The sequence below is a fragment of the Streptomyces sp. NPDC096079 genome (assembly GCF_040303145.1).
Lineage (GTDB): Bacteria > Actinomycetota > Actinomycetes > Streptomycetales > Streptomycetaceae > Streptomyces.
The window spans coordinates 215484-239630 of sequence record NZ_JBEOST010000009.1 but is presented as its reverse complement, the minus strand read 5'-3'; the positions used below and the strand labels follow the sequence as shown (position 1 = coordinate 239630).

Sequence of the window (24147 nt, the reverse complement as noted above, 5' to 3'; positions counted from 1 at the left end):
CCCCGCTGCCGGGCGGGCGCGTCCGCCCTGCGCTGACGCCCGCCCAAGCCACGCCATACGGGGCGCCGTGACCGTCGTAAGCGGTCGCGGCGCCCTCTTCTCGTACCTCATCGACTACCCCTGGACGAACCATGCCTTCCTCCTCCCTGTCCGGACGCACCGTGCTCGTCAGCGGCGCCACCTCCGGCATCGGCCACCAGACCGCGCGGCAGCTGGCCGAACGCGGCGCCACCGTCCTCGTCCACGGCCGGACCACCGAGGAGGCGCACGCCGCGGTCGACCGGCTCGTCACACTGTCCGACGTCTCCGCCGAGCGGCTGTGCCCCTTCGGCGCCGACTTCACCCGCCTGGAGGAGGTCGAGCAGCTCGCCGACCGGGTCCTCGCCGAGCACCCGCACCTGGACGTCCTGGTCAACAACGCCGGCATGGCGGCGCCCGAGCGGCACACCGTCACCGTCGACGGCAACGAGATCGCCTTCCAGGTCAACTTCCTCGCCCACTACCTCCTGACCAACCTCCTGGAGCCGGCCCTGACCTCCGAGCCGGGCGGCCGCGTCGTCAACGTGTCCTCCTCCCTGCACCGGACCGGCTCCATCCAGTGGTCCGACCCCAACCGCGCCCGCCGCTACTCCCGGCTCGCCGCCTATGCTCAGTCGCAGCTCGCCCTGACCGTCTTCGCCGCCGACCCGCGCGTCACCGCCGTCTCGGTCCACCCCGGCATCTGCACCACCAGCCTTCTGCCCCTGTACGCGCACGAGGGCGTCTCCCCCGCCGAGGGCGCCGCCCACGTCGTACGGCTCTGCGATCCGGCCGTCGAGATCGTCAACGGCGCCTACTACGACCGCGACCAGCGGGTCGCCCCCGCGCCCGCCGCCACCGAGGAACGCACGATCAAGCGCCTCAACAAGCTCGCCGACGTCCTCGTCGGCCACACCGCCTGAAGGGAGCCCGAGGCATTTCCAAGCGCGCCCGCAAGAAGAAGGACCGCCGGAAGAAGAAGGCCGACCACGGCCGCAAGGCCTGCGGAAGCTGACCCCGACCGGGGCGGCCCGTCCCATGGCGGGCCGCCCCTTGTCCGTAACGGAGGTTCTCCCGTGATCCCCCACCCCGCCCACCAGCCACCGGCCTGCGCCCGCGTGTTCCCCGTCGGCGGACCGGGCACCGCCACCCTCGCCGAGCACGTCCTCGCCACCGGCCACGGCACCTGGTGGACCGACCGCCCGGAACACCCCCGCGTCATCGCCGTCACCTGCGGCGACCACGCCCTTCTCGCCGGCGACCCCACCGCCCTCACCCCGGCCGACCTCGCCCCGCTGGAGGGTCGCTGTGTCGAGGCCTCCGACCGCTTCCTTCCGGTCCTCGCCGCCGCGTTCGACCGGCTGCACCCCTGGGACCGCATGCTGTACGTGCACCAGGGCGTCGGGGCTCCGCCGCGCGTGCCGCGCACGGTGAAGGTACGGCGGATCACTCCCGAGGACGGCCCGGCGCTCGCGGCGCTCGGCCCCTCCATGAGCTGGATCCACGCCACGTGGGGCGGTCCCGAGGGCCTCGCCGCGTCCGGGCAGGGCTGGGCCGCCTTCCGCAAGGGCCGTGTGCTGGCGCTGGCCTGCACACGCTTCACCGGGAGCCGGTACGAGGACGTGGCCTGCGCCACCGCCCCCTCCGCGCAACGACAACACCTCGCCCTCGCCTGCGCCCAGGGCCTGACGTACGACATCACCGCCCGGGGCAGAACCGCCACCTGGAGCTGCTCCCGCGCACATCGCGCAAGTCGCCTCCTGGCCTGGACCGCCGGCTTCCGCCTCGTCCGCGAGTATGTCCACCACACGACCGGGCCCGCGGCCGTCAGCGCTCCGTCAATTCTGCGGGCGGCGGCGTAAACACGGCGTAGGGGCGCGGTGAGTGGGCCGGGCGACGGGTCTAGCGTCAGCGCCATGAAGCCTCCCCGTCGATATCCCCGCCACGGAGAGGACGTCCCCGGTGACGTCCTCTCCAACGCGGGATGGCCGGGAGAGGCCCGGGCCGCCATCGGATGCGCCGTCGGGCTGCTGGCGGTGTCGCTGATCGTCGAAGCCGGTACACACGGCCTGACCGTGCTCCGCACCGCAGGCTTTATCGCTCTCGCGTCGGTGCTGCTGGTGGTCCTCCTGCCCGCGCGGGTCAGCGCCGCACCGGACCTGCTGATCGTCAAGGGTCTGTGGACGACCAGGACGGTCCGCATCGACCGGCTCTCGGCGGTCGCCTGGCCGGCCGGAGGCACCTCGCATCGGGTGATCCTGACGGATGCGGAGGACGGCCGAGCCGAGCTCGAACTGCGGGTGCTGTCCGCCAATCCGGCGATCTGGCTCCGGCTCGAGGCCGGCGCGCAAGCCTCCCTGCAGCGCGGCACGCTGAGCCGCGAGACCGGCGATCTGGCCCGGCTCTCCCTGTACATCCACTGCGAGACGGCGCGGTCGGTCCTCAAGGTGTCAGGGCTGGACTAGGTCCTTCCGGCCGTCGAGCGCGAGTGCGGCCAGCCCCGCCAGGTCGACCGCGACCAGCCGGGCCTCCGGGGACGCCGGTCCGACGCCGGGCACCGGCGTCATCATGAAGACCCCTTGGCAGTGCCCGTGGGCGACGGCCCACAGCTCGGTCTCCCCGTCCGGCCACCCCTGCCGGTCCAGGTCCCAGATCCAGCCTTCGACCCGCAGCGAGCCGTCGGGTTCGAGCCTGGGCAGCGGACCGCCGGCGGGCGTCGAACCGTGCACGAAGCGGCAGCCGCGCAGGTCCAGGACCTCGACGAGGTCCTCCCTGATCCGCTCGACGAGCTCGTCGGCCGAGCAGTCGCCCGACCGGACCAGCCTCGACGTGGCGTGCAGCCGCTCCAGATGCTCCGCGTCCGAGACCGCGACCCTCCGCAGCACGCGGGCACGCGCCGCAAGCTGGGACACCGCCAGGCCGACGAGCAGCAGCAGAACCGCCGTCTCGGCGTCGGCGCGGTCGTGGATGTGGAAGCTCTGGTAGGGCTCGGTGTGGAAGAAGTCGAACCAGGCGGCAGCCGACAGGGCAGCCAGCGCCCCGGCGAGCGGCTTCCCCAGGGCCGACACGGCCACGACCACGACCACGAACAGCAGCGCCAGATTGGTGTGCGTGAGACTCGTACGCAGCGGCAGCAGCGCCACCGCCATCAGAAACGGTGCGAGGACCGCGGCCGTCATCGCGACCGCGCCCCGGAGTGACGTCCGCATCTACGGCCTCCTCCGTGTACGACTCAAGGCTGCCCCTGGTGTGACGGATCCGACGCCCGATCGGGCCATCTTGACGCGTTCCTGACGCGCGACCCAGAGTCTGCGACAGGTGTTCTGCTTAGGCTTGCCCGGCCGTCCACGCGACGGCCGAAACCGATCGCCTACGAACACCCGGGGACATCCGATGGCCACCACGAACAACGCTCGCTCCACTCGATTGCGAGCGTGGATGCTGGAGGGCCTCTCCGACATGGGGAGGGGCAAACCCTCCCGCCCCAAAGAACCCGCCGCGGACGCGGGACACAAGGGACAGCCCTGGTGGCGGGTGATGTGCCTGACGGGCGTCGACTACTTCTCGACCCTCGGCTACCAGCCGGGCATCGCCGCCCTCGCGGCCGGGCTGCTCTCCCCCATCGCGACGATCGTGCTGGTCATCGTGACCCTGGCCGGCGCACTGCCCGTCTACCGGCGGGTGGCCGAGGAGAGCCCGCACGGCGAGGGCTCGATCGCGATGCTGGCGCGCCTGCTGTCCTTCTGGAAGGGCAAGCTCTTCGTCCTGACCCTGCTCGGCTTCGCCGCGACCGACTTCCTCATCACCATCACCCTGTCGGCCGCCGACGCCTCCACCCACCTGGTGGAGAACCCGCACCTGGAATCGGCGCTGCACGACAAGCAGGTGCTGATCACCATGATCCTCATCGCGCTGCTCGGCGCGGTCTTCCTCAAGGGCTTCCTGGAGGCCATCGGCGTCGCCGTCGCCCTCGTCGGCGTCTACCTCGCGCTGAACGCCGTCGTCGTGGTCAACGGCCTGTGGCACGTCGCCACCGAGGGCCATGTCGTCACCGACTGGACCGCCGCCCTGACCCAGGAGCACGGCAACATCTTCGTCATGATCGGTGTCGCGCTGATCGTCTTCCCGAAGCTCGCGCTCGGCCTGTCCGGCTTCGAGACCGGTGTGGCGGTCATGCCGCACGTGCAGGGAGAGGCCGGCGAAACCGAGGCGAAGCCGACCGGGCGGATCCGGGGCACCAAGAAGCTGCTCACCACCGCCGCTCTGATCATGAGCGTCTTCCTGATCTGCACGAGCTTCATCACCACGGTCCTCATCCCGGAGAAGGAGTTCGAGCCCGGCGGCAGCGCCAACGGCCGCGCGCTCGCCTACCTCGCCCACGAGTACCTGGGCAACACCTTCGGCACGATCTATGACGTCTCGACGATCCTCATCCTGTGGTTCGCCGGTGCCTCGGCCATGGCCGGTCTGCTCAACCTGATGCCCCGCTACCTGCCGAAGTACGGCATGGCCCCGCACTGGGCCCGCGCCGTGCGCCCGATGGTCATCGTCTTCACCCTCGTGGCGTTCCTCGTGACCTGGATCTTCGACGCCGACGTGGACGCCCAGGGCGGCGCGTACGCCACGGGTGTCCTCGTCCTGATCTCGTCGGCGGCCATCGCCGTGACCATCGCGGCCCGCAAGGCCGGACAGAAGGGCTGGACGATCGGCTTCGGCGTGATCTCCGTGGTCTTCCTCTACACCACCGTCGTCAACGTCATCGAGCGCCCCGACGGCGTGAAGATCGGTGCCTGTTTCATCGCCGGCATCATCCTCATCTCGCTGCTCTCCCGCCTCGGCCGCGCCTTCGAGCTGCGCGTCACCCACATCGAGCTCGACGAGATGGCCGAGCGCTTCATCCAGGACATCTCCCGCCGCACCCCCCGCTTCATCGCGAACGAGCCCGACAACCGCGACGCCGAGGAGTACCGGGCCAAGAAGGACCAGATCCGCGCCGACAACGACCTGCCCGGTACCGAGGACTTCGTCTTCGTCGAAGTGACCATCACCGACCCGTCCGAGTTCGAGGCCGGACTGACAGTTCGAGGCGAGGTCCTGCACGACCGCTTCCGGGTCCTCACCGTCGAGTCCTCCTCCGTCCCCAACGCCCTCGCCGCCCTCCTGCTCCACTCCCGCGACCTCACCGGCGTCCGCCCGCACATCTACTTCGAGTGGACCGAGGGCAACCCCTTCGCCAACTTCCTCCGCTTCTTCCTCTTCGGCCAGGGCGAGATCGCCCCGGTCACTCGCGAGATCCTGCGCGAGGCCGAGTCCGACCGGGACCGGCGCCCGCGCGTCCACGTCGGCTGACGCGGTTCACTTCCCCAGGCGGAACCGGAGCCGGCAGATCGCCGCGTCCGTGTCCCGGCGGACCGCGTGGGCGACGACCGCGCCCCGCTGGTTCTGCAGGAGCCGCTGCAACAGCCGCTCCGGCTCCGCTTCCGGGATGAGCACGGTGACCCGGGTGTCCGGGCAGGCGGCGGCGAGCTCCCGTACGTAGGCGGTGATCGGGCGGCCGAGGGAGCGTCGCTCAGATGGCAGCCGTACGAGCGGCACGCCCGGGTTCCACAGGGCCCAGTCGCGTTCCAGGGCCTCTGTCGCCGCCCGGTCCTCCGGGTCCGGGTGGGCGACGGTGACCGCGCGGACTTCGTCGCCGAGCGAGACGGCGGCGGTCAGGGCCTCGCTGGTGAGCCGGGTCAGCGACGACACCGGCACTAGGACCAGCGAGTGCTCACGGTGCGGGGGCTCGGGGACGCGGCCGACGCCGAGGCGGTCGCCGATCCTCCCGTAGGCGCGGTGGACGGCCTCGAAGAGGGCGACCAGCAGCGGCAGGGCGATGACTATCAGCCAGGCGCCGTCGTGGAACTTGGCGGCGGTGACGACGACCGCGGACACACCCGTGAGCAGCGCGCCCAGGCCGTTCAGCAGGACCTTGTCCCACTGCCTCGTGGCCTTCCAGTGCAGCACCATCCCGGTCTGGGCGATCGTGAAGCCGACGAACACGCCGATCGCGAAGAGCGGCACGAGGGTGTTGGTGTCGCCGCCGGAGAACACCAGCAGCACGGCGGAGACGGCCGCGAGCCAGACGACACCATGCCGGTGCACCTGCCGGTCGGCCTTGAGACCGAACACGTGCGGCACGTAGTTGTCGCGGGCCAGCAGCTTCAGCAGGACGGGCAGACCGCCGAACGAGGTGTTCGCCGACAGGGCCAGGAGCACCATGGTGGCGAACTGGACGACGTAGAAGGCCGCGTTGTGGCCGAGCGAGGCGTCGGCGAGCTGAGCGAGGACGGTGACGCCCTCGACCGGCTGCAGTCCGAAGCGGGAGATCAGCACCGACAGGCCGATCAGCATCACACCGAGGAGAGCCCCGAGGGCGACCTCCGCGCGCATGGCCCGGCGGGCCGCCGGGGCGCGGAAGGACGGCACGGCGTTGGCGATGGCCTCGACGCCGGTCAGCGCCGAGCAGCCGGAGGCGAAGGCCTTCAGCAGGAGCAGCGCGCCGACGGTGGTGGCGTTGTCCGCCAGGACCGAGGCATGCCCGGCGGAGGCCTCGGTGGAAACCGGCGCGTCGCGGAACAGCCCGACGACGATCAGGACCAGGATCGCGCCGACGAACACGGCGGTGGGGACGATGAAAGCGCGGGCCGAGTCGACGATGCCGCGCAGGTTCACTGCCGTGATCAGGGCGAGGACGCCGAGACAGATCCACAGCCGGTCGCCGTAGAGGCCCGGGAAGGCCGACGTGAGGGCGGCGACGCCCGCGGTGACAGCCACCGCCACATTGAGCACGTAGTCAAGGACGAGCGAGCCCGCCGCCACCAGGCTGGTGCGGCGGCCGAGGTGAGCCTTCGCGACGGCGTAGGAGCCGCCGCCGTCCGGAAAGGCCGCGATGACCTGCCGGTACGAGGCGACGAGCACCCCGAGCAGCCCGGCGATGGCCAGCGTGACCGGCAGTGTGAACCCGAGCCCGTACCCACCGGCCGCCGCCAGGACCAGGACGATCGCCTCGGGGCCGTACGCCACCGACGCCATCGCGTCCAACGACAGCGCGGCAAGCCCCGTGACGGCGGTCAGCTGATGCCGGGCCCCGGTATCAGGAGGCTCCTCGGCACTCGGAGCGGCACCGTTCCCGGTGGTCAGGACAGCCATCTGCTCTTCCCTTTCAGTCTGATCTCCGCTCAGGCTCAGGGGAGATCAGGCCGTTGCCGAGACGTCTTCACGTAGCCTTGACGCCGCGCTCTGGGATCCGTACACGTTCTTGACGACTCGGGAGTCGAACTGCTCCGCGGGGCTGCATTCCACAGAAGCCCTCCGGGGCCGCTTCGACGCAGGTCACCACGCGGCACGGATCGCCTGAGGGGACTGCAGGGCACCCTGGTTCGCATGGCGGGAAGCGGCCGGCGCGGTCGTCGCGTCTACTTCGGGTCGCGGTTGAACTGCGCCGTCGACCAACGGTAGCCGAGCGCGCTCAGGCCGACGCACCAGGCGATCGCGATCCAGCCGTTGTTGCCGATCTCGGTGCCGAGGAGGAGGCCGCGGAGGGTTTCGATGGCGGGGGTGAAGGGCTGGTACTCGGCGATCGGCTGGAACCAACCGGGCATCGTGGCGGCCGGGATGAAGGCGCTGGAGATGAGGGGCAGGAGGATCAGCGGCATGGCCATGTTGCTGGCCGCCTCCGGGTTCGGGCTGGCCAGACCCATGCCGACCGCGATCCAGGTCAGCGCCAGAGCGAAGAGCACGACGAGCCCGAATGCCGCCAGCCACTCCACGACCGTCGCGTCCGTGGAGCGGAAGCCGATGGCCACGCCGACGGCGCCGACGAGGACCACGCTCATGACGGATTGCAGCACGCTGCCGACGACGTGACCGACGAGTACCGAAGAGCGGTAGACGGCCATCGTGCGGAAGCGGGCGATGAGGCCCTCGGTCATGTCCATGGAGACGTACACCGCGGCCCCGATCACGGTGCTGCCTACGGTCATCAGCAGCAGGCCCGGGACGATGTAGGCGATGTATGCGGAGCGGTCGGCGCCGCCGCCACCGATGCCCGCGCTCATCACGTCGCCGAAGATGTACACGAAGAGCAGCAGCATCATGATCGGCGTGAGCAGCAGGTTCAGGGTCCCTGACGGGTAGCGCCACGCGTGCAGCAGGTTGCGGCGCAGCATCGTGTTCGAGTCGCGAACGGCGAGAGAGAAGGAGCTCATCGGAGGGTCTCCTTGGGCTGGTTGGGGGCGCTGGCCGGACCGGTCAGGGCGAAGAACACGTCGTCGAGGTCGGGGGTGTGGACGGTCAGTTCGTCCGCCTCGATGCCGGCGGCGTCGAGCCAGTCGAGAATGGAGCGCAGCTCGCGCTGACTGCCGTCGCTGGGGATGGAAAGCGACAGCGCCTCGTCGTCCCGGGTGACCTCGCACAGGGCGTCGGCCGCGGACTGGAACGTGGCCGGATCGGTGAAGCGGAGCCGGACGTGCCCGCCCGGAACAAGCCGCTTCAGTTCCTCGGCAGTGCCCTCGGCGACGATCTTCCCGTCGTTCAGCACCGCGATGCGGTCGGCGAGTTCGTCGGCCTCCTCCAGGTACTGGGTGGTGAGGAAGACGGTCACGCCGTCGGAGACGAGACCGCGGATGATGCCCCACATGTTGTGGCGGGAGCGCGGGTCGAGCCCGGTCGTAGGCTCGTCGAGAAAGATGATCCGCGGGCTGCCGACCAGCGTCATCGCGAGGTCGAGGCGGCGTTTCATGCCGCCGGAGTAGGTCGAGGCGGGCTTCTTCGCGGCCTCCACCAGGTCGAAGCGCTCCAGGAATTCGGCGGCGACGCGCCGCCCCTCGCTCTTGGACAGGTGGTGCAGGTCCGCCATGAGGAGCATGTTCTCCTCGCCGGTGATCAGGCCGTCGACGGCGGAGAACTGTCCGGTGACGCCGATCGCGGCACGTACCGCCTGCGGGTCGACGGCCAGGTCGTGCCCGCCGACGTGCAGGTCGCCGGCGTCGGCGGTGACGAGTGTGGAGAGGATCTTGACGGCGGTGGTCTTTCCGGCGCCGTTCGGGCCGAGCAGCGCGAACACGGAGCCGGCCGGGATGCGCAGATCGATGCCGTCGAGGACGGTCTTCTCGCCGTACGACTTGCGTAGCCCGACGGCGGAGACGGCGGTCGGCATCGGGTGACCACTCCTCAGATTTGTTGTGGGCATGACAGACGAACGCATGGCGACTTCCTTTCGAAGGCCGAAGATGCGGGGACGGTGGAAGCTGTTTCGGAACTCGGACTGATCGGCTGTCCGTGACTACACGGCTGCCGGGTCGTCTTGGGGGGCCTTGAGCGGCCGCCGCCCGAGACCTGCTCGCCGAGCGGCATCGCCGGGGCCGAGCCAGGCCTCATCGGCCGGCTCGACCATCTCGGTGGACAGGATCCGCGGCGGCCTTCTGGCGGCGATCGACGCCCAGCCGCTCGCGCTGCGCCTGGGGCGAACGAACCGCCTGCGCGGGCTACGCCTACCGACGTGAGGCGGGCGTCACTTCTCCGTCGCGCCGGGCTTCCTGTTGACGGACTCCTGATAGACGTCCGCGTAAGTGCGGGAGCCCTCGATCAGGCCATCAGCGAACGCGGCGACGTCCGCGCCGATGAGCTCCAAGACCCCCTTGCCCGCGGCAACGCCCTCCTCGAAGAAGTCGACGATCCCGGGCAGCAGGGGCCCATCCGGCAGGTCGATCGGTCCGACCTTGAACAGGTACTTCTGCATCTCGTTGTAGACGATCTGATAGTCCGGCGGGAGCGCCTTGACCCGGGCCTTGTGCGCCCGCCACTGCTTCTTGCCCTCGATGATGTCCTGGATGCCCATGTCAGCCTCCCAGCCGGCTCAGTTTCCTGGCGACGTTCCTGTTCAACTGCTCGCGCCACCGGTCGCGATAGGTCCGAGCCCCTTCACCGCCGGCCAGCGCCGCGCAGAACCCTTGGATGTCATCGCCGAGAACCTCATCGACGCTCTGTCCGTCCGCCGCCGTTTCCTCGAGCAGCCCCAGCGCGGCGTCGAGGATCGGCATCAGGTTGCGGCCGGTGAAGTCCCCATGGGGAAAGAGATGACCCTTGATCTGTTCCCACGCCACCCGGTAGTCGTCCGGCAGGGCCTCAGCCCGGGCTTCGAACGCCTTCCATTCCCTGGTGAGATCACTTCCCGTGACGGTCTCCCAGAAGCTCATCTCCCGCCCTCCCTTAGCCTGTCGATGCGTGATGACACGTACTGCCACTTCGCCCAGAACTTCGCGAGTTCCTCACGTCCGGCGTCGTTGAGCGCATAGAACTTGCGCGGCGGGCCGACCTTGGACGGTCGTTTCGCCACCTGGACGAGGCCGTTCCTCTCCAGTCGCAGCAAGATGGTGTACACCGTCCCCTCGACCACGTCGGGGAAGCCGAGCTCGTTCAGCCGGCGGGTGATGGCGTACCCATAGGTTTCCTCGATGCCGATGATTTCGAGCACGCACCCTTCGAGCGTGCCCTTCAGCATCTCCGTCAGGTCGTCCATCGCGGATCCTCCTCGGCCCTCTCAGTACTGCGTAGCACCGAGTACCACTACACGGTATCACCGAGTAGTGGAGGTGGCCAGCGATCGGCGAACACGGACGAGCCCTGCGATCTGCGAGGCGACGACGGGGATCCCATGCGGTGCGAGCCTCGAACCATTGACTCCGGGTGGCTCGAGTTCGGCGTGCTCCTCGGCCTCCACTTCCCGCCCTGGTGGAAGTCGGCGAATCTCACGGTCTCCGCCAACCTCTTGCAGGACGACAGCGCTCGCCGTTTCGGAGCCCGTGGCGGTCCATCTGCACTCGAAGACGACGGCGGCCGTGCGAGCCGTCGTCCCGAAGGACGGGCCGCGGGACTTCTTCGATATGTCGTTCGAGGTCCTGGCCAGGAGCATCCGGGCTCAGCGGATCGGCGTGCTGAGTCCGGCCTTCGGTCTCTACCACGGTGCATCCGGCGAGACTCTGGACCTGGAGGTCGGGTTAGTCACGGATCGGGCGGTGCGGCCGGAGACCGGGGGCGACGCCCAGCTGGTTCCGGCGCTCCCCGCACCGTGCCCAGCGTGTCATAACGGCGGGACACGATGGCCCGCGTGAGCACTTCAAAGTTCTGGTGGGCGCCGCCCAGGGAGGCGTGCCCTCCACCAGCTTCGCTCTCCCGCGCCACCCGCCTCCAATCCGCGGACTGACCGGCGCGGTGCCGTACGTCGCGCGGCCGCAACCCGGATGTCCCCCTTGCGCTTCGCGTGACCAACCTGACCGGTCCGATCGGCCGGCCACGGGCGTACGGACTCCCTCCGGCCGGCGACGGTCCACCCCTCGAAGCACCGAACGGTCCCGTGTCCGATCGAGTCAGCCTGCGACCCAGACGAGTGCTTCGCCGTGTGCCGCGAGGGGGAAGGTCTTCGTCTCGCCGGGGGCCATCCAGCCGAAGAGCGAGGTGACATGGGTCATCCACTCAATGTCGGTGACCAGGGCCACGCGCTTCCAGGCGCGCAAGTGCTCGACGCCGACCTTGAGGTCCTCCCACAGAGCGCCGCCACTCATGCCGTCGAAGTCGGTCACGACGAGCAGGAAGCGGACCTCGCCCGCCCCAGCCGCCTCAGTCAGGGCGGGGAGAACCGTGTCCCGGTAGTCCTCGGCGGAGATCTTTCCAGAGGCTTCGAATCCGACGACGCCGTTCGGCAAGTTCTCGAGCTGGCTGATCACAAGAGGCTCCCGGCGGTGGGGTGTGGCTTCCCGTCCTGCCCCGAGCCTTTCCGTTGCGCTCCGGGGCCACCACACCTGACCCTCCGTTCGGGTGACAGTGCCTGAAATACGTGGTTCATCCCTTCCGCCTAGCCTCGAACGGGACTGGACGCTGAAAGGGGCCCCTTGTGGTCACGTACGACGACGCCGTACCCGCCTCCCTGGTCACTCCGGACACCGTCAAGTCGACGGCCGGGACCTTCCTCTTCGACGACGGGCTGCCGACCCGTGAGACGACGGAGGCCGTGTACGGGCAAGTGGACCGGATGCACGGCGTCGAGGCGTATCTGGCGGGGCTGCCGGCGGTGTCGCTGTGGGCGATGCGGCGGGCGATGCTGGGAGCCGGCGTGCGGGACGGGGACGTGCTGCTGTTCTCGGAGCTGATGGACTGCCGCTCTCTGTTCCTGACCGCGAACGCCGACACCGTCTATTTCTTCCTGTTCGTGGACCTGTCGGACGGGCCCGTTGTCGTCGACATCCCCCGGGACTGCCTGACCGTCGCCGACGACATGTGGTTCCGCTGGGTCACCGACCTCGGCGTGCCCGGGCCGGACCGCGGGGCCGGCGGGCGGTACCTGTTCGTCGGGCCGGGGTATGCGGGGCCGCTGCCCGAGGGCGGGATGTTCACGCACCACGTGCGGACGAGCCGGGTGTGGATGCTCGGGCGGTGCTTCCTGGAGGACGACGACCCCGCGCCCGCCGTCCGGCGTATCAAGGAGGAGCTGAAGATCACCCCGTACACGCCGGGCGGGTACGGGACCTCCATCGCCTCCTTCCTGCTCGGTGAGGCCGGGCTCGCGCCGCTCGCCGAGCCGAGGACCCCCCGGTTCGTCGAGGGCAGCGGGACGGTGATCAACACGATCCCGCCGGTGGACGCCTCGTACTTCACGCTGCTCGACGAGGCCGTCCAGGCGGAGGCCGCCACCGCGCTCGATCCCGAGGTGGCCGCGCCGATCGCCGCCGCCGGGATCGTCCACGGCGAGGGCTTCTCCCCCGACGCGTACGGGCGGGAGGTCCTGGAGGACGCGGCGGCGACGGCCAACGCCTACGCGCGGGCGGTGGCGATGCGGCCCCGCCCGGAGCAGGGCTTCCACTTCTATCCCGGCACGGGTTCGAACTGGACCTCGCCGCTGTTCGCCGGCGGGTACTCCTTCCAGACCCCGCCGCCGCTGGTCACGCGGGAGGGCGTGAAGCCGTTCCCCGACCGCGGGGCGAAACTGCTCGACGCCCGCACCTCGTTCTTCTACCTCGCCACCGGTGTCACCCCGGCGATGTGCATGAACCTCCCCCGGATCGGCTCCCAGTACGTCGGCGCGACCATGGACGCGAACGGTGACCCGCTGGAAGGCGGACGCGCGTACCGGCTAGTGCTGCCCGCCGACATCCCCGCCGAGAAGTTCTGGTCGATCACCCTGTACGACAACCAGACCCGCTCCATGGTCGCCACCGACCAGCGCTTCCCGCGCGCGGGCTCGCAGGGCTACCCGCCCCCGCCGCCAGGCCCGAGGCGGACGGATCGACGGTCCTGTGGTTCGCGCCCGAGCGCCCCGACGGGGTGGCGGAGGGCAACTGGGTGCAGACCCTCCCGGACCGGAACTGGTTCACCATCCTGCGCTTCTACAGCCCCCTGCCGTCCTTCTTCGACAAGAGCTGGCAGCCCGGCGAGATCGAACCCGCCACCCTCTGAAACCCGTCTCGCCGGAAAGGCCGCGCCCGTGACCGACCACCCCGTGCCCGAGGACGTCCTGCGCTCGATCGCGATGCCCGACCACGTCACCACCCCCCTCGGCGAACTGCGGTTCTTCGACGGACTGCCCGACGAGGCCACCATCGCCTCGTCGTACGAGCTGCTCGACCTGATCCGCGGCATCGACGTCTACCTCGACACCATCCCCGGCGCCTCCCTCGTCGCCCTGCGGGCCGGGCTCCGTTCCGTCGGCGTCGACAGCGCCCGGACTCTCGCCTACACCGATCCGCGGGCGAACTCCGGGAGCTACTACCTCACGCCCAACACCGAGACGACCTACGGGACGACCTTCCTGGACCTGCGCGCCGACGGCCCCACCGTCGTCGAGAACCCGCCCGAATCGCTCTGCGTCGTCGACGACTTCTGGTTCCGGTACGTCGCCGACCTCGGCCTCGCCGGACCCGACAAGGGCGCAGGCGGAAAGTACCTCTTCCTGCCGCCGGACCACGAGGACGAGGTGCCCGGCGAGTACGTCACGTACCGCTGCCCCACGTACACCAACTGGCTCGTCGTCCGCGCCCTCGGCGGCGTCCCCGGTCTGAAGAAGACCCGCGTCTATCCCCTCTCCCAGGCCGACGCACCCCCGCCGATGCGCTACCTCAACATCGCCGACACCCACCACAACACCGTCCACTCCAACGACTACACCTACTACGAGGAGATCGACACCCTCGTCCAGGAGGAACCCGCCGAGGCCCTCGACCCGGAACGCGCCGGCCAGCTCGCGGCCCTCGGCATCATCAAGGGGCAGCCCTTCGCCCCCGACAACAGGCTGCGGGGCATCCTGGAGAAGGCCGCCCCGATCGCCGCCGGCATCGCCCGCGCGCTGGTCTACAAGCCGCGCGACCCGGACGCGTACGTCTACCCCGGCGAGTCCTCCTGGAAGGTGCCGTTCATCGGCGGGAGCCACGAGTTCCTGCGGAACGGAGCCCGGCTCCTCGACGCCCGTGCCCTCTTCCACTACTTCGCCACCGTCATCACCCCGGCGATGGCCACGAAGACCGTCGGCACCGGCTCGCAGTACGCCTACACCGCCGAGGACTCCACCGGCGCCTGGCTCGACGGCTCCCGCACCTACCGGCTCCGGCTGCCCTCCGACGTCCCCGCCAAGAACTTCTGGGCCGTCGACCTCTACGACACCCAGACCCGCTCCCTCCTCCAGACCGACAACCCCTACCCCGCCCTGTCCAGCCTCCCGGGCGCGGTGAGGACGAACGACGACGGCGCCACCGACCTGTTCTTCGGCCCGACCGCCCCGGACGACCGGGAATCGAACTGGATCCAGACCGTCCCCGGCAAGGCGTGGTTCGCGATGCTCCGCCTCTACGGGCCCCTGGAACCCTGGTTCGACAAGACCTGGCGCCCCGGCGAGATCGAACCGCTGTCGCAGGTCTGAGAGGAACACGGCCGGAAGCCCTGTTCCCGCCGGCGGAGGACCGCCGGCGGGAACAGGGCCTCATCGTGTGCGTGTCCCATCCCCCTGGCGTCGCGCGTCGATCCACGCACGGCCCTCGTCCACGGCGGTCCGCAGCGGGCCGAGGAGTTCGGGACGGGCCGGGACGACACCGCCCTCCCCCAGCCGGTCGGCCAGCCCCGAGGACTCCAGGACCCTGACGAGGCCGGGCTGCGCCCCGGCGAGCACGAGCCGGCCTCCTTCCTCGTCGAGTCGGCGGGCGTACCGGTCGAGGAGTTTGACCACCGCCGAGGAGGGCACGTCGGGCACGGCGCGGACGACGAGCACCAGGACGGCGTCGCGGGCGCCCGTGACATCGGGCAGCTTCGCCTCGATGTGGGGCAGCTCGGCGAAGAACGAGACGCCCGCGTAGTCCAGGACGGTGACCTCCCCGGGCGGCAGGCCGTCGGGCGGGGTGGCCGTCCGCCAGGTGCCTTCGTCGCCCTCGCGCAGGGCGACCAGTGTGGCTTGGCGGGCGGCCTGGGCGCAGAACAGCAGCAGCGACAGTACGGCGCCGATGACGACGGCCCGCTGGAGCGGGAGCCCGGTCGTGGCGAGGAAGGTCAGCGCACCATGGCGGCGGACGACAGCCGAGAGGTGCGCAGCACCAACACGATGTCACGCCGCCTCCCCCAGACCAGCTCGCCGCCGACGACCAGGATCAGCCCGCCGATCACGGGCATGGGGATGCGTTCGGCGAGCGATCCGCACACGAGGACGACGAGCGCGAGGAACACGCCGGAGAAGACCCCGGCCCAGCGGGTACGGGCGCCGGCGCTGACCGCGACCCCGGTGCGGGACATCGACCCTCCGGACGGCAGCGACTGGAACAGTCCGCCGAGAAGGTTCGCGTAGCCCTGGGCGCGGAAGTCTCCGTTCACGTCGGACCGCGAGCCGTCCGGGTTCGGCATCGACGGCGCGATCCCGGCCGCCTGCGCCAGGGCCACCAGCGCCACGGAGAAGGCCCCGCCGACGAGTTCCGGCACGACGGAGAGGTCGGGGGCGGTGAGGGAGGGGAGGGCGGCCGGGATGTCGGCGATGTCCCGGACGAGCTCCACGTCCGCGGAGAGGGCGAAGACGCCGACGCTGACGACGACCATGGCGAGGAGCAGCGCGACCGGCTCCAGGCGTCTCACGGAACGCGCCGCCGCCCAGACCGCCACCGTGGCGGCCGCGACAGCAGTGGCCGCGCCCTGCCAGTCCCCGACGTGCACCAGCCAGTCGCCCAGCTGGTAGAGCTTGTTGTCGCCCTGCGGCTTGTACCCGGTGGCGTCCTTGAGGACGCCGGTGATGATCTGCAGGGCGATGCCGGTCGAGAAGCCGGTCATCACGGCATTCGAGACGAAGCTCATCACCACGCCGAGCCTCAGCGCCCCCATCAGCAGCATCACCGCGCCGACCATGACCGTCAGCAGGGCGACGTTGCCGGCATCCTTGGGGTCGAGCCCGGCGTCCGACAGGACGCTCTGCGAAGTGAGGGCGATGGCGCTGGTCAGCGTCGTGACCATGAGGACCGTGCGCGAGGTCAGCGAGCCGACGATCGCGGGCACCACGCCCGCGTACAGACCGGCGACGGGGTTGAAGCCGGCGATCGCCGCGTACGCCATGCCTTCCGGGATGGAGAACAGCCCGGTGACTGCGCCGGCGGTGGCGTCGGCCGGACGGGGCCAGCCGAGCGTGGGCAGCGGTCTTCTCGGGGACGTCCGACCGCCGGCCCTCATGCGCCACCGCCCCTTCGCGCTCGTCTCCGCACCGCGCGTCCCGGTCGCCCGAGGCGCCCCGCGCGTGGCGGCCGTCATCCCCAGGCAACCCCGGGGGCGGGGCGGCGGCGACCGGGCTGCACCGAACGGGTGAGGTCGAGTGGCGCGGACCCGTCCGAGGTGCCGGTGGACGGGCGGCGTGTGAGCGTGGAGCGGTCGGACGATCCGGAGCCGGTGGGCGTCTCCGGGCCCTGTCCGACCCGGAGGTGAACCGTGGGAGACGCCGTCGGCCAGATGCTGGCCTCCGCCGTCGGCATCGCCATCAGCCCGCTTCCCCTGATCGCTGTCATCCTCATGCTCGCGACACCGAGGGGCCGTACCAACGGCCTCGCGTTCACGGCGGGCTGGGTCGTGTCCCTCGCGGTCCTCGTGACGGTGATCGTGCTGGCCGGATCGGGAGCCGACGCCTCCGAGGGCGACGGCGGACCCGCGACCTGGACCCTGTGGCTCAAGCTCGCCCTCGGCGTGCTGTTCCTGCTGATGGGCGTCAAACAGTGGAAGGACCGGCCGAGGGAGGGCCACGAGCCGGAGCCGCCCGGCTGGATGAAGGCCATCGACCGCTTCACCCCGGCCAAGGCCGCGGGCCTGTCCGCCGCGCTGGCCGTCGCCAACCCCAAGAACCTCGTCCTGGCCGTCGGCGGAGCGGTCTCCATCGCCTCCAGCACCGCGTCCTCCGGCGGCAAGGCCGTCGCGGCCGTCCTCATGGTGCTCGTCGCGTCCCTCTGCACAACCCTTCCACTCGCCGTCTACTTCCTGGGCGGCACGAAGTCGGCCAGGACTCTCGGCGGGTGGAAGGCGTGGATGACCACGCACAACACGGCGATCATGACGACCGTCCTGGTGGTCCTGGGAGCGAAGTACGTGGGCGACGCGATCAGCGGCCTGACCGCGTGACGCCCTCGGCACAGGACGGCGTGGGCCGGACTCCCCCGCCCGTCAGACGGTCACGGTCCGCTCCGGGGATTCCCGCCGCGCGGTGGTGCGCAGGGCGTCCCGCTCAGGGCGCAGGCCCACCGCCACCACCACGGCCGCGAGGGCGACGATCGCGCCGGAAAGACGGAACGCGGTCCGGTATCCGGCGGCGACGTTCTCATCCGCCTTGCGATGAGGCCTCAGGCCGTCAGCCTGGGGCCTCATGGCTGTCCGGCTGCGGACGCAGAGGTGAGTGACCTCAGCGAGTGATACCGAAGGTCCGCTCGAAGGTGTGGAAGGCTGCCTCCTGGCGCCATTGGACGGCGGCCTTCGGGCTGGAAGCCAGCAGGCGACGGCAGGCCGCACCGGGTTCGGCCAGTCCGGGGCGCAGGCCTTGGCAGGCGGCGGTCATGCGGTACCCGTCGCGGGTGGGGTTGCCGTGCCAGAGGCTGGTGCCGGGGAGGAAGGCGTACTCGAGGGAGGCGCGGGCGAGGTCCTTCAGTTCCACGTAGGAAAGGCCGTAGGTGGCGGCGGCGTACTGGTACTCGTGGCTGATGTCGATGCGGCTGACCCCGGGGTCGTCGGTGGCCAGGACGACGGGGACGGCGTAGGCACGGTACGTCTCGAAGGGGTGGTCGGCGCCGCGTACGCCCAGGATCTGGGCATTGCTGGTGAAGGGGATCTCGACGGCGGTCTCCCGGGCGGCCATCGTGCGGGCGGTCTGCTGCCAGTCGTCCTCGTGGACCAGATCGACGCCGTGTCCGACGCGGTCGGCGCGCGCGACGTCCACGGCCTCCTTGATGTGGAACTTCAGGTCCTCTGGCTTGACCAGGCCGGGCCACAGCTCACCCGCGTGCAGGGTGACGTGCGCCTTGGGGTAGACGCTGCGGAGGTAGTTCAGCATGCGCATCTGCAGGCTGTAGTTGCTGAGGGAGCTCGCCCCGTCCTCCGGCTGGACGAGGTTCACGGCGACGAACCGCTCGTCTCGTTCCGCGAGGCGCATGCCGAGCGCCATCTGCGTGAAGACCCGCTCCGGTGAACTGCCGCGCGAGACCTGGGAGATCCACCGCACGGAGAGGCGACAGCCGGGCTGCGGACGGCTGGTGTCGCAACGGGCGGCGGTCCGGAATTCCGCATCCCCGTCGGCGGCCTCGGCGCGCGCTTCGGTGACGAGCTTGTCGAGTTTCCCGTCGGCGGCCAGTTTGCTGTGGAGCCTCGCCAGGTCGGCGTCCCAACCGACTTCGGCGGCCAGTTTCTTGGCGCCGTCGGAGGCGGGGGTGACCATGGTCTCCAGATAGAACTGGTTCTGCGCGGCGACGTCGTTCGCGACCTCGGCGAGGAGCTTGCCACGGTGGCGCCAGGTCACCTCACCGAACTTGCCGAACGTGTCGAAGAAATGGTCGTGTCCGTTGCCATCGGACGGGAAGTCCTGCATGGACCAGGCGCGCACGATCGCGTCGTGGAAGGCGCGGTCGGTCCGGGCGTCGGCGGCCGGGCGGGTGCCGGTGCCGCACGGCGCGGCGACCGCGGTCATCGTGGTGGTGTCGATGCACAGGCCGTCCTGCGCGGCGAGCTCGATGAGGTACTCGGTCGAGACCGCACCGGAGAGATGATTGTGCAGCTCTCCGCCCTTGGGCAGGTGGCGGAAGAAGCCACGCAGCAGGCGGGGGTTGTCGCGGAGGGTGTCGAGATGGGCGGCCGTGCCCGCCTCCAGGGCGGTCGTCGGGCGCGGCGGAGGCACGGCCGCCAGGCCCTTGCCGCTGTGGGCTTGCGCGCTGGGTGCCGAGAGTGGCGACAGCAGCGTGAGGGCGCTCAGACCCACGGTGAACAGGGTGCGGTACCGGCGCCGGGAACCGTAGAGAGAAGCAGTCACCCCGCATGATCGCCAACGGGAGTGTGCGATGTACCGCACCGCTGCGGCGTGTACGCCGTTGACCACTCGCGCGAGTGACCCCGGCTCAGCCCCCGTCGGTGTGGTTTCACTGCCCGGCGTAGACCCGCGGGGTCAGGCGGCGGGTGGCGGTCGCGGAAGCGACCGTCAGCCCGAACCCCATGTCCGCCGCGAGGCCACCGATGTTCTCGATGGGTAGTGATCCGATGCGTTCGACGATGAGGTCCGGGCGCCCGCTATGTCCGGAGGCGCTACAGGGGAAGGCGAGGACCGTCGTCGACATGGGGGTGTGGTCGGGGAAGGAGCGGCGTGCGGCGGCTTCGTCGGCGTGGGGCAGGAAGGTGACGGACGGTTCGGCGGCGAACTCCGCCTGGAGCGCTTCGGCCTGCCAGTGCGCGGGCTCGTCGTCCGCGCCGGTCGCCCTGCGCGAGCGGTTGGCCGAGGTGATGAAGAGGAGCCGATCGCCCGTGAGGGCGGCGGCCCGGGCGAGGAAGGCGTTGGAGGGGCAGCGGTGGCCCGGCGCGATGATCTGTGTCGTACGAAGGAGCCCGTCCGCCTCCGTGAGGTGGGCTGGGACGTGGGGTGCGGCCGGGCCACGGAGGCCGATGGGACCCAGAGTGAGCAGCAGATCGACGAGGGAGAGCAGCCGGTCCTCGGAGACGCCGGCCGGCAGGGCGCTCCAGTCGAAGACGGCCGGAATTTGCCGGTGGGCGGGACGGTGATGCTTCCCGTCTGTCCCGCCGGGCGCCCCTTGAGGCGGTTCACCGCGCGCACGGTGTCCGCGTCGGCACGGGAGGTGAGGGCGTAGATGTTGCCGAACCCATGGGCCACGACTCGCCCTTCGGAGACGGCCCGCGCCGCGTCGCGCTGGGCCTCCGCATCCGTCAGCACACCGAGTACGCGCTTCCCGTCCGTCCTTGAGTCCATGCGCCTGTCTCCCTCGTCCTCAGGGACCGGTCGGCCCCGCCCGAAGCACCAACGGTCGCCCGATCGGACGGTTACGTCCGCCGCTCCTTGCATAGCTCACGAACTGCGCGGACGGCCGGTCTGCTCGCGCTACGCGAATGCCGTCAACTGAGCATGTCAACCTCTGTTGTTGATCTCTGGGGCCCGGTCGCCCCGGGAGCCCGTTCCTCGTTTCCCCCGGCGCCGGAACCGCATGACGAATGGCCCCTCGCCGGTGGAACGGCCTGGGTGTACTACAGCCCGCTGAACCGCCGACAGCTGCGCAGGCCCGTCATCCTCTCCGACGGCTTCTCGGCCGGGTCGAGCAACCTCGACCAGCTGTGGAACGGCCTTGAGGAGAACGGTGACTTCCGCTTCGTCACCGAGCTCCACGCGATCGGCCGCGACGTGATCACCTGGGCTACGACGACCGTACGGCCTCGATCGTCGACAACGCCGAGACGGCCATCGAGTGCGTCCGCCGGACCATCGCCGAGCGCGTGGGGCAGGCCAGGCTGACGGTGGGCGGCTTCAGCATGGGCGGCATGGTCACCCGCTACGCCCTGGCCAAGATGGAGCACGACCCCTCGTTGCCCGACCACGAGACGTCCACGTACTTGTCCTACGACTCCCCCCACCACGGTGGATGGTTCCCCGTCGCCCTCCAGGCCTTCACACACTTCGCGACGGAGTACTGGGGCGACACCGACGGCGTGGGCCCCGTCCTGCGGCAGCTCTCCGGGCTGCTCAACAGCCCGGCCGCGAAGCAGATGGCCCGATGGCACATCGCCAAGGCCGGTGACACCCCGAAGCCGGCTCCGGAGCGCGCGGAGTTCCTCCAGAAGCTCGACGAACTCGGGAGCTGGCCGCGCAACCTTCGGAAGATCGGTGTCGCGAACGGAGTGGACTCCGGCACCGGAAACGGCATCAAGGGCGACGTGACCGCCGTGCGGGGCGACGGCGAGACTCTGCGGGACACCTGGCTCAAGACCCAGGCACAGGGCGACCAGACCGTGGCCCGCCTCCAGAAGGCGGACGGTGCGCCGGTGTCGGTGCGCACCAGCGGACTGCCTGACATCGACGGGGCTCCCGGCGGCGTGTTCACCCTCCCGTCCGCCGCGGGCGACACCGGCAGCTTCGGTCTGGCCGCCCTCCTCATGGGCGTCCTCGGTAACAAGGTGGACCCGGACGTCATCACCACGTCCTGCTTCATCCCCAGCATCAGCGCGGTCGCGGCCGGGAACATCGACGACCCGAAGGCGCTCTACCGCCCGATCGCCTCGGACGCCAGCGCGCTCGACGCCTTCAAGTGCGCTGGCCGCAACGAAGGTCACACCGTCATGACCGAGGAACTCGGCTCCTGGCTCGTGAACGAGATCGTCGCGGCCGAGTGCCCCCCTGGGTGGGCGGGGTTCACCGCACTACGCCCCGCCCACCCGCCCCCGCACTCGCTGCGCCCTTCACTCGTACCGCCGTCGACGAGTTCCTCACTCTCCGGCGAAGTCAGCAGAGCCCGAAGGGCGGTGTGAGGTAGTCCGGCCGACCGGTGTCGGCACCCGCTGCAAGGGGCTGCCCCTTGGGGGCGAAAACGTCCGGCGGGAGAGGGAAGTCCCACGTCTCGCCCAGGACGACCGTCGCGGCGAGGCGCCCGATCTCGTCGGAGCCTCGGGCGCCGTGCCCGTTGCCGCCGACCACCACGCTGAGCCCATCGGACCCGTCCAAGGCGCCGATGTAGGGGGAGCGGGTAGGCGTCTTGTCGACAACACAACAGGCCTCGCGTACGGACACCGGTTCCAGAGCGGGGACCAGCAGCCGGATCACACTCCGGAGGAACCGGGCCTGGTCCCGCGTGACGGCCTGCGCCGCGCACCAGGACAGCGTCTCCTCGGCTGTGCGCAGTTCACGGACGAGGGGCTGCATTCCGGGGCCGAGCCGCAGGTACCACGCGCCGTCGGGGTGGCGGACCGGCGGCAGGAGGTAGGCGGACAGGTTGTCGTCGCCCGCGTCCTCCGGATCGACGACCACGACCGTGGGAAGGGTCCGCAGTCGCTCCAGCTGGGCTTCGGAGACTTCGAAGAGCAGGTTCGGTTCGGTGAACGCCTGAAGGTCCAGTGCGGTGCCGGTCGGCAGCGCGTCGGTGTGGTTGATGAGGGCTCCCGTCGCGACCAGGACCTTCTCGGCTTCTACCCGGAACGCAGCCCCGTCCGCGTATCCATCGACAGTCCACGCTCCCGCACGACCGTTCCTGCGTACGGCCGCCGCGGCTCCCCGTACCCGCCTGGCTCCCGCCCTGGCGGCCAGCTCCAGTTGGGCCCGCACCATACGTCGCGGATTCAGGTACCCGGCACTCCGGCGTTCCAGGAGCCCGTCGACCCCGCCCGCCACCGGAGGGAGTCCCAGTTCGGGGAACTCGCGCCCCAGAGCCGCTTCCGACAGCTCTTCCACCGGGACACCGCCGGCGTCACAGAGCCGGAGCATCTCACGGGTGCGGTCCCGGACTCCCTTGCCCATCAGCGCCAGGGACCCGCACTCGGTGAAGAAGTCGATGCCCGATTCGGCTTCCAGGGCGGGCAGGCGGTCCGCCGACCGGGTGTCAAGAGTCCCCCAGACATGGTCCCAGCCCAGACGGCGCACGATCCGGGCCTCGTCGGCATGGGCACCGTACGAGGAGAGGGGGGCCGAAACGTCACGGCCGGGCGGCTCAGGGCCGATCACCAGGACGTCGGCTCCTGAACGACTGAGGTACTTGGCGGCGGCCGAACCGAACATGCCGGCTCCGACGACCACGACGTCCGCACGCACGGTCGGTGTCTCCTTCGCGGGTGGCTGCGGGGGTGGGCATGAGGGTCCGGGTGGGGCCCCGGGGTGCACCCCCCGGGGCCTCACGTCACCGAGGGGTGGTCTACCACCAGGCGCTGTTGTTGGGGCCGAGGAGCCAAAGGCGGTCGGTGGAGGGGTAGGAGTAGTCCAGGCGGACGGTGTCCCACTGGTCGTTGTTGGTGTTCTGGATCGTCATGGCCACGTTGACGTTGCCGACCGGGCGCCAGACCCACCAGCGTTCGGTGTTGCCGCCGCCCGTCTCCAGGCGCAGGCTCCACTTCTGCCGGTCCGAGCCGTCACAGGAACGGACCACGATCCGGTTGCCTCGTACGGGATTCGCCGCCTCCGGCTCCAGGCAGCGGTTCGAGGCCCTGTTGCGCAGGGTCGCCGTCCACAGCTTGGCGTTGCTGTCGTAGGTCCCGTCGAAGTCCCAGGCCTCGGTGATGTAGGAGTCCCAGCGGGTGCCGCGGAGCGCGATCACCTCGGCGCCGTCGGCGGTGCTGTCGCTGCCCAGGGCGAGACGGCTGCCGTTCATCTTGTTGACCAGGTCCTGGTTGACCTGGGTGTCCGCGGAAGCCGGGCCGGCGCCGGCGAGAAGGATCGGAACGGCCGCGCAGACGGCGGCCAGTGACGAGAGCAAACGCTTGCGCATGGCGGAGCGCTCTTTCCGTGAGGGGGGGTACGGACGCGACCGAGCAGCCGGCGGAAGCCGGGGCAGGAGGTTGACGCCCGGGAGTACGAAGACGGTCCCATGACGGCGGGCCATGGTCACGCGTCACGGACCGCCCTCCACCGGA

At 70.4% G+C, this 24147-nt stretch carries 22 protein-coding genes; 7 read left to right on the top strand and 15 right to left on the bottom strand.

Features of this window, described 5'->3' with window-relative positions:
- Nucleotides 1-131 precede the first annotated feature (131 nt).
- The 3 genes from ABTY59_RS20375 (at nucleotide 132) to ABTY59_RS20365 (ending at nucleotide 2483) form a co-directional block, all read left to right on the top strand.
- Nucleotides 132-941, top strand: coding sequence for an SDR family NAD(P)-dependent oxidoreductase (locus ABTY59_RS20375; RefSeq protein WP_352020387.1), 810 nt, complete (start codon nucleotides 132-134; stop codon nucleotides 939-941).
- Nucleotides 942-1094: 153 nt separating this feature from the next.
- Nucleotides 1095-1880: a GNAT family N-acetyltransferase gene (locus ABTY59_RS20370; protein WP_352020386.1), complete on the top strand. Its 786-nt coding sequence runs from the start codon at nucleotides 1095-1097 to the stop codon at nucleotides 1878-1880.
- 54 nt (nucleotides 1881-1934) lie between these two features.
- Nucleotides 1935-2483 (top strand): hypothetical protein, encoded by a 549-nt coding sequence (locus ABTY59_RS20365; RefSeq protein ID WP_352020385.1) that lies wholly within the window; start codon nucleotides 1935-1937, stop codon nucleotides 2481-2483.
- On the opposite strand, the gene ABTY59_RS20360 is transcribed toward ABTY59_RS20365, so the two are convergent.
- Nucleotides 2469-3227, bottom strand: a complete 759-nt coding sequence (locus tag ABTY59_RS20360; RefSeq protein ID WP_352020384.1) for a DUF4118 domain-containing protein — start codon at nucleotides 3225-3227, stop codon at nucleotides 2469-2471. The genes ABTY59_RS20365 and ABTY59_RS20360 overlap by 15 nt on opposite strands.
- 184 nt (nucleotides 3228-3411) lie before the next feature.
- Between ABTY59_RS20360 and ABTY59_RS20355 the strand changes: the two genes are divergently transcribed.
- Nucleotides 3412-5367 carry an APC family permease gene (locus ABTY59_RS20355; protein WP_352020383.1) on the top strand — a complete coding sequence of 652 codons (1956 nt, stop codon included), beginning with the start codon at nucleotides 3412-3414 and terminating at the stop codon, nucleotides 5365-5367.
- Nucleotides 5368-5373: 6 nt separating this feature from the next.
- Here ABTY59_RS20355 and ABTY59_RS20350 read toward each other — a convergent pair whose 3' ends face one another.
- The 7 genes from ABTY59_RS20350 to ABTY59_RS20320 form a co-directional block, all read right to left on the bottom strand.
- Nucleotides 5374-7209 (bottom strand): APC family permease, encoded by a 1836-nt coding sequence (locus ABTY59_RS20350; RefSeq protein ID WP_352020382.1) that lies wholly within the window; start codon nucleotides 7207-7209, stop codon nucleotides 5374-5376.
- Between the two features lie 266 nt (nucleotides 7210-7475).
- The gene (locus ABTY59_RS20345) at nucleotides 7476-8267 is read right to left on the bottom strand and encodes an ABC transporter permease (protein WP_352020381.1); all 792 of its coding nucleotides are present in this window, start codon (nucleotides 8265-8267) and stop codon (nucleotides 7476-7478) included.
- Nucleotides 8264-9217: an ATP-binding cassette domain-containing protein gene (locus ABTY59_RS20340; protein WP_352020380.1), complete on the bottom strand. Its 954-nt coding sequence runs from the start codon at nucleotides 9215-9217 to the stop codon at nucleotides 8264-8266. Before ABTY59_RS20340 ends, ABTY59_RS20345 begins: the two co-directional genes overlap by 4 nt.
- Nucleotides 9218-9571: 354 nt before the next feature.
- Nucleotides 9572-9898, bottom strand: coding sequence for a DUF1048 domain-containing protein (locus ABTY59_RS20335; RefSeq protein WP_352020379.1), 327 nt, complete (start codon nucleotides 9896-9898; stop codon nucleotides 9572-9574).
- 1 nt (nucleotide 9899) lies between these two features.
- The gene (locus ABTY59_RS20330) at nucleotides 9900-10256 is read right to left on the bottom strand and encodes a DUF1048 domain-containing protein (protein WP_352020378.1); all 357 of its coding nucleotides are present in this window, start codon (nucleotides 10254-10256) and stop codon (nucleotides 9900-9902) included.
- Nucleotides 10253-10579, bottom strand: coding sequence for a PadR family transcriptional regulator (locus tag ABTY59_RS20325; RefSeq protein ID WP_352020377.1), 327 nt, complete (start codon nucleotides 10577-10579; stop codon nucleotides 10253-10255). The genes ABTY59_RS20330 and ABTY59_RS20325 overlap by 4 nt, the downstream gene beginning before the upstream one ends.
- An 847-nt stretch (nucleotides 10580-11426) precedes the next feature.
- Entirely contained in the window at nucleotides 11427-11783 is a 357-nt protein-coding gene (locus ABTY59_RS20320; protein ID WP_352020376.1) for a SpoIIAA family protein, read from the bottom strand.
- Between the two features lie 167 nt (nucleotides 11784-11950).
- Between ABTY59_RS20320 and ABTY59_RS37670 the strand changes: the two genes are divergently transcribed.
- Nucleotides 11951-14965: a DUF1254 domain-containing protein gene (locus ABTY59_RS37670; RefSeq protein WP_502995391.1), complete on the top strand. Its 3015-nt coding sequence runs from the start codon at nucleotides 11951-11953 to the stop codon at nucleotides 14963-14965.
- Nucleotides 14966-15025: 60 nt separating this feature from the next.
- On the opposite strand, the gene ABTY59_RS20300 is transcribed toward ABTY59_RS37670, so the two are convergent.
- Entirely contained in the window at nucleotides 15026-15358 is a 333-nt protein-coding gene (locus tag ABTY59_RS20300; RefSeq protein ID WP_352020483.1) for an STAS domain-containing protein, read from the bottom strand.
- 227 nt (nucleotides 15359-15585) lie between these two features.
- Nucleotides 15586-16743 carry a SulP family inorganic anion transporter gene (locus ABTY59_RS20295; protein ID WP_352020375.1) on the bottom strand — a complete coding sequence of 386 codons (1158 nt, stop codon included), beginning with the start codon at nucleotides 16741-16743 and terminating at the stop codon, nucleotides 15586-15588.
- Nucleotides 16744-16995: 252 nt separating this feature from the next.
- Here ABTY59_RS20295 and ABTY59_RS20290 point away from each other — a divergent pair, with 252 nt between their 5' ends.
- Nucleotides 16996-17676: a GAP family protein gene (locus ABTY59_RS20290; protein ID WP_352020374.1), complete on the top strand. Its 681-nt coding sequence runs from the start codon at nucleotides 16996-16998 to the stop codon at nucleotides 17674-17676.
- A gap of 42 nt (nucleotides 17677-17718) precedes the next feature.
- On the opposite strand, the gene ABTY59_RS20285 is transcribed toward ABTY59_RS20290, so the two are convergent.
- From ABTY59_RS20285 to ABTY59_RS20275, 3 genes are all read right to left on the bottom strand, one after another.
- Nucleotides 17719-17919 carry a hypothetical protein gene (locus ABTY59_RS20285; protein ID WP_352020373.1) on the bottom strand — a complete coding sequence of 67 codons (201 nt, stop codon included), beginning with the start codon at nucleotides 17917-17919 and terminating at the stop codon, nucleotides 17719-17721.
- Between the two features lie 34 nt (nucleotides 17920-17953).
- A complete protein-coding gene (locus ABTY59_RS20280; RefSeq protein ID WP_352020372.1) occupies nucleotides 17954-19516 on the bottom strand; it encodes an adenosine deaminase family protein in 1563 nt (520 codons plus the stop codon).
- A gap of 157 nt (nucleotides 19517-19673) precedes the next feature.
- Nucleotides 19674-19868, bottom strand: coding sequence for a hypothetical protein (locus ABTY59_RS20275; protein ID WP_352020371.1), 195 nt, complete (start codon nucleotides 19866-19868; stop codon nucleotides 19674-19676).
- A 1207-nt stretch (nucleotides 19869-21075) separates the two neighbouring features.
- On the opposite strand from ABTY59_RS20275, the gene ABTY59_RS20270 reads away from it, so the two are divergent.
- The gene (locus tag ABTY59_RS20270; RefSeq protein ID WP_502995390.1) at nucleotides 21076-22059 is read left to right on the top strand and encodes a hypothetical protein; all 984 of its coding nucleotides are present in this window, start codon (nucleotides 21076-21078) and stop codon (nucleotides 22057-22059) included.
- Here the strand turns inward: ABTY59_RS20270 and ABTY59_RS20265 are convergent.
- Together ABTY59_RS20265 and ABTY59_RS20260 are read right to left on the bottom strand one after the other, a co-directional pair.
- Entirely contained in the window at nucleotides 22034-23332 is a 1299-nt protein-coding gene (locus ABTY59_RS20265; RefSeq protein WP_352020369.1) for an NAD(P)/FAD-dependent oxidoreductase, read from the bottom strand. The genes ABTY59_RS20270 and ABTY59_RS20265 overlap by 26 nt on opposite strands.
- 100 nt (nucleotides 23333-23432) lie before the next feature.
- The gene (locus ABTY59_RS20260; protein ID WP_352020368.1) at nucleotides 23433-24002 is read right to left on the bottom strand and encodes an RICIN domain-containing protein; all 570 of its coding nucleotides are present in this window, start codon (nucleotides 24000-24002) and stop codon (nucleotides 23433-23435) included.
- Nucleotides 24003-24147 lie beyond the last annotated feature (145 nt).

Excerpts from the sequence above, each read along its gene's own strand:
- ABTY59_RS20340 (WP_352020380.1), bottom strand. The coding sequence starts at position 9,217 with ATGCCGACCGCCGTCTCCGCCGTCGGGCTACGCAAGTCGTACGGCGAG.
- ABTY59_RS20270 (WP_502995390.1), top strand. The coding sequence starts at position 21,076 with ATGGTCACCCGCTACGCCCTGGCCAAGATGGAGCACGACCCCTCGTTG.
- ABTY59_RS20275 (WP_352020371.1), bottom strand. The coding sequence starts at position 19,868 with ATGTCGACGACGGTCCTCGCCTTCCCCTGTAGCGCCTCCGGACATAGC.
- ABTY59_RS20285 (WP_352020373.1), bottom strand. The coding sequence starts at position 17,919 with ATGAGGCCCCAGGCTGACGGCCTGAGGCCTCATCGCAAGGCGGATGAG.
- ABTY59_RS20355 (WP_352020383.1), top strand. The coding sequence starts at position 3,412 with ATGGCCACCACGAACAACGCTCGCTCCACTCGATTGCGAGCGTGGATG.
- ABTY59_RS20345 (WP_352020381.1), bottom strand. The coding sequence starts at position 8,267 with ATGAGCTCCTTCTCTCTCGCCGTTCGCGACTCGAACACGATGCTGCGC.
- ABTY59_RS20365 (WP_352020385.1), top strand. The coding sequence starts at position 1,935 with ATGAAGCCTCCCCGTCGATATCCCCGCCACGGAGAGGACGTCCCCGGT.
- ABTY59_RS20350 (WP_352020382.1), bottom strand. The coding sequence starts at position 7,209 with ATGGCTGTCCTGACCACCGGGAACGGTGCCGCTCCGAGTGCCGAGGAG.
- ABTY59_RS20360 (WP_352020384.1), bottom strand. The coding sequence starts at position 3,227 with ATGCGGACGTCACTCCGGGGCGCGGTCGCGATGACGGCCGCGGTCCTC.
- ABTY59_RS20260 (WP_352020368.1), bottom strand. The coding sequence starts at position 24,002 with ATGCGCAAGCGTTTGCTCTCGTCACTGGCCGCCGTCTGCGCGGCCGTT.
- ABTY59_RS20375 (WP_352020387.1), top strand. The coding sequence starts at position 132 with ATGCCTTCCTCCTCCCTGTCCGGACGCACCGTGCTCGTCAGCGGCGCC.
- ABTY59_RS20295 (WP_352020375.1), bottom strand. The coding sequence starts at position 16,743 with ATGAGGGCCGGCGGTCGGACGTCCCCGAGAAGACCGCTGCCCACGCTC.
- ABTY59_RS20330 (WP_352020378.1), bottom strand. The coding sequence starts at position 10,256 with ATGAGCTTCTGGGAGACCGTCACGGGAAGTGATCTCACCAGGGAATGG.
- ABTY59_RS20335 (WP_352020379.1), bottom strand. The coding sequence starts at position 9,898 with ATGGGCATCCAGGACATCATCGAGGGCAAGAAGCAGTGGCGGGCGCAC.
- ABTY59_RS20325 (WP_352020377.1), bottom strand. The coding sequence starts at position 10,579 with ATGGACGACCTGACGGAGATGCTGAAGGGCACGCTCGAAGGGTGCGTG.